This is a genomic window from Flavobacterium sp. ACAM 123 (assembly GCF_000264055.1).
In the GTDB taxonomy this organism is placed as follows: domain Bacteria; phylum Bacteroidota; class Bacteroidia; order Flavobacteriales; family Flavobacteriaceae; genus Flavobacterium.
On sequence record NZ_AJXL01000174.1, the window covers coordinates 1 to 4,279 of the forward strand.

The 4,279-nt window shown below is 36.5% G+C and carries 3 protein-coding genes, 1 other RNA gene and 1 pseudogene; 3 read left to right on the forward strand and 2 right to left on the reverse strand.

Features of this window, described 5'->3' with window-relative positions:
* Window positions 1-8: 8 nt before the first annotated feature.
* Window positions 9-1,246: pseudogene (hutI, locus tag A3SG_RS20350) on the reverse strand (imidazolonepropionase).
* Window positions 1,247-1,259: 13 nt separating this feature from the next.
* A complete protein-coding gene (locus A3SG_RS0117630; RefSeq protein WP_029596895.1) occupies window positions 1,260-2,309 on the reverse strand; it encodes a glutaminyl-peptide cyclotransferase in 1,050 nt (349 codons plus the stop codon).
* Between the two features lie 87 nt (window positions 2,310-2,396).
* On the opposite strand from A3SG_RS0117630, the gene ffs reads away from it, so the two are divergent.
* From ffs to fsa, 3 genes are all read left to right on the forward strand, one after another.
* Window positions 2,397-2,494: signal recognition particle sRNA small type (gene ffs / locus A3SG_RS21410), an RNA gene on the forward strand.
* A gap of 100 nt (window positions 2,495-2,594) precedes the next feature.
* The gene (locus tag A3SG_RS0117640) at window positions 2,595-3,398 is read left to right on the forward strand and encodes an SDR family oxidoreductase (RefSeq protein ID WP_029596896.1); all 804 of its coding nucleotides are present in this window, start codon (window positions 2,595-2,597) and stop codon (window positions 3,396-3,398) included.
* Between the two features lie 128 nt (window positions 3,399-3,526).
* Window positions 3,527-4,183 carry a fructose-6-phosphate aldolase gene (gene fsa, locus A3SG_RS0117645; protein WP_016991319.1) on the forward strand — a complete coding sequence of 219 codons (657 nt, stop codon included), beginning with the start codon at window positions 3,527-3,529 and terminating at the stop codon, window positions 4,181-4,183.
* Window positions 4,184-4,279: the final 96 nt, after the last annotated feature.

Here is a 4,279-nt window from a genome sequence, read left to right on the forward strand (position 1 = left end):
CTCTTTTTTTATGCGATACTTTTTCCTTCAAGAAAGACGTTTTCGATTAAATTACTCCCAAAAGCATAGGGCAACTGATAATAAGAAGGAATCGGTTTAGTAATAATAAAATTAGCTTTTTTGCCAATAGTTGTACTGCCGTGGGGGTTTGAAATTCCCATTGCATACGCTCCATTGATAGTGGCGGCATTTATGACTTTCTCAGGAGTCCTTTACATTTTAATGCAGGCTGTTGCGACAACAATATTCATCTTTCCTGATGGAGTAGAACCGGGATTGTAATCCGTCGCTAATGCCAGTGGTAGTTCAGCTGCAATCATGCTGCGGGCAGGGCTATAAAGAATATTCAAGAAGTAGGAGCAAGACGGTAGGGCAATGGGCATTGTTTCTGTATTTTTTAAAGCTTCGATATCTACTGCCGTTATGACTTCAAGATGATCCACAGAGAGCGCCTTGTTTTTTACTCTTGCTTGAATTCCACCGATAGAATTGAATTAGTTTACATGAATTTTTGGCTTTAAGCCAAAGTAGATACCTGCACTCATAATCTGTTCGGCTTCTGGAACGGTAAAATAACTAGTGTCACAAAACACATCTATGAAATGGGCCAGATTATTTTTGGAGATTTCTGGAAGCATGTTATTTATTAAAAGATTATGTATCCTTTTCGATCATCTTTGTATTCTAATGGGATGGTATGGGCTCCTAAAAACGTGGCTTTTATCGTTATGGGATAATTTAGTGATAGTTGTTTTTAGTACCCGTAGCATTTTTAATTCTCCCTCGATTGTTAATACATATCCCGATTTAATTTCTATAGCTCCGGTCCCTAAACGCATAACTTATTCCAGACTTTCTTTTGACTGATTGTAAATTTCTTCTTCAGTAGCTTCGTTGAGCTTTTTAGCTGAATTTAAGATTCCGTCGCCACGATTCGCTATTTCTTCATAGCTGAGACCGTTGATGCGATCTACGAATTCCTATTCTCATTTGTCTGCGTAAACAATGTAGGTATGACTGTCGCACCAGGAAGGCAATATCATTTTTACTGTGGTATTGATAGTTTGATCTGCTCTAGTTGTAGGTCTATTATCCATTGTTCCAAAATCAGTAATCAAATGTCTGCTGTTAGTAACTAGTCATTTTTGATGGTAGGAAGAATAGCCATGGCTGCACCAGAAACTTTAGCAACTGCAATTTCTCGAACTTGAAGTAATTCCTTTATGTTAATGATTACTGTTGTCATTGTTGTTTTTTCATTATTTAGAAACGGTGATTTCAAACATTTTATTCCAATTTTTACCCGTCACAAAAATAGTTTTAGTTTTTGGGTTGTAGGCGATCCCATTTAAATAATCGTCTGGAGTTGCATTAATTAATTTTCGTAAGCCTGACAGGTCTAATATTCCTTCAACGGCCCCATTTTTTGGATTTACTACTGCAATTGCATCTTTCTGCCAAACATTCGTGTATATTTTTCCGTTAATCCATTCCAACTCATTGATTGCTTTGATTTTTGAGCTTCCAGAATACACATTAATATAATCAATCATTTTCTGCGTAGTAGGATCCATTTTCCATATTTTCTCCGTTTTGTCCGTTTGGTAAATGTATTTTCCGTCATTTGTCATTCCCCATCCTTCAATGTCTCTATCGTAAGCGAATGTTTTTTCAAGTTTAAGCGTTTTTGCATCGTAGATAAGGCCTGTTTTTTCCTGCCAAGTTAATTGGTACAATTTGTCATTCAGAAAAGTAATTCCTTCACCAAAATATTTAGAATCAAGATCCACTTGTTTGTATACTTTACCAGTTTTGTAATCGTATTTTCTTATATAAGACATTCCGTTTTGCCCTGTACTTTCGTATAACGTGTCATTGTAAAACTCCAGACCTTCCGTAAATGAAGTTGTATCGTGTGGATGGGTATTTACAATTTTATAATTTAATAATACTGGTTGTACATTTGATACCAATTCTACTCTTGCGGTCGCTTCTGAATTTTCACCCTCAAAATACACTAAGGCCTTCAGGTTTTGGTACCCTAATTTTTGGTCTTTTAATTCAAACGTAAATTTCGCTAGTCCTTTTGTAACTCCAATCTTAGAATCGTTTACATAGTATATGGTACTGTCGACATCTTTCGATTCTGGGTTCAGAATTTCTAAATTCAGCGCTTCTTCAGGGGTGTATTTTGCCGCAAATGTTGAAGTATTGAAATTAAATATAGTATTTTCTCCTTTTTTTGTACCTCCACAATTAGAAAGTGTTATTGCTAATAAAATGACTGGTAGTACGTTATAATTTTTCATAGGATGGATTTTGAATATAGCAATATACAATGTTATTTTTACGGAGCAAAGCGCTTGCAAAAATATAAAAAGATTGTATATTTGCAACGGCAAGTCCTACACGACCAGCTCCTGCTGACTCCCCCAGGATGGGAACATAGCAAGGGTACGTGGTTGAGCGGTGCGATGTAGGTCGCTTGCCATTTTTTTTAAATTTGAATTCTGTTCAGGTTTTATAGAATTTAAACAAAATTAGTCTTCCTTATGGAGGATTTTTTATTTTTGGTCAAACCAATAAAATCAACCATGGGTAAAGTAGTTTTGATTACAGGAGGGTCCTCAGGAATAGGGAAATCTATTGGAGAGTTTTTACACCAGAAAGGCTTTATTGTTTACGGTACAAGCAGAAACCCAGAACGGGTTCTGAATTCTATTTTTCCACTAGTGGTTTTAGATGTCAGAAATTCCGAATCAATTCAAGCTGCTGTTGCAAACATCATCGCCAGCTCAGGTAGATTAGATATTGTGATCAATAATGCAGGTGTTGGAATTACAGGACCTTTAGAAGAAATACCTTCAGAAGAAATCAAAAACAACTTTGAGACTAATTTCTTCGGACCTATTGAAGTGATGAAGGCAGCGTTGCCACAAATGCGCAAACAAAATTCCGGTTTAATTATTAATGTTACTTCTATTGCCGGATATATGGGTTTGCCATATCGCTCCATTTACTCTGCGTCTAAGGGGGCTTTAGAACTAATAACCGAAGCATTGCGTATGGAAGTGAAGTCCTTTGGAATTCATATCACGAATGTTGCTCCAGGTGATTTTGCCACAAATATTGCTTCGGGACGTTATCATGCACCAGTCATTAAGGATTCTGCTTATGCCGCTTCTTATGGAGAATCATTGCGAACGATGGATGAGCATGTCGATGGCGGCAGCAATCCTAACGATATGGCAGAGGCGGTTTATAAAATCATTCAGACTAAAGAGCCCAATGTTCATTATAAAGTAGGTGCTTTTATGCAGCAATTTTCGATTGTATTGAAACGAATTCTTCCTGATAAAGTTTACGAAAAAATGCTCATGAATCATTATAAGTTGTAATTTTACAGCAGTTCTGCGTGAAGGATCGCAGCGAAAATCCTCCCGTTTTTATCGGGAGATTGTAGCATAGAGCCTGACCCTTGTGGTCACGCCCAAAATACAAACACACAATTTAATAAAGATATATTATGAAGTTTTTTATTGACACGGCTAATTTAGCTCAAATTAAGGAAGCACAAGCGTTAGGTGTTTTAGACGGAGTTACTACAAATCCATCATTGATGGCTAAAGAAGGAATCACCGGAAAAAATAGCATTTTGAAGCATTATGTTGACATTTGCAATCTTGTCGATGGTGATGTAAGTGCTGAAGTAAATGCACTTGATTATGATGGAATGATTAAAGAAGGAGAAGAATTAGCTGATTTACACGATCAGATTGTTGTAAAGTTGCCAATGACCAAAGAAGGTATTATGGCTGCTAAATACTTTTCTGATAAAGGTGTTAAAACAAATGTAACATTGGTCTTCTCTGCTGGTCAAGCTTTATTAGCTGCCAAAGCAGGTGCGACTTATGTTTCTCCATTCATCGGTCGTTTAGACGATATTTCAACTGATGGATTGGCATTGATTGAAGAAATTAGATTGATTTACGATAACTACGGTTATGAGACGGAAATTCTTGCTGCTTCAATACGTCATACGATGCATATTGTAAACTGCGCTAAAATTGGCGCTGATGTTATGACAGGGCCGCTTTCTGCCATTTACGGTTTGTTGAAACATCCATTAACAGACATCGGTTTAGCTCAATTTGTTGCTGATTTCGAAAAAGGAAATAAATAAGAAGGTTTGACTATAGAAGTTTTGCGATTGGCATTACGTTAATCTCTTTTATTCACAAAATATAAAAAGTACTATTTGCAGATGCAAATAGGACTT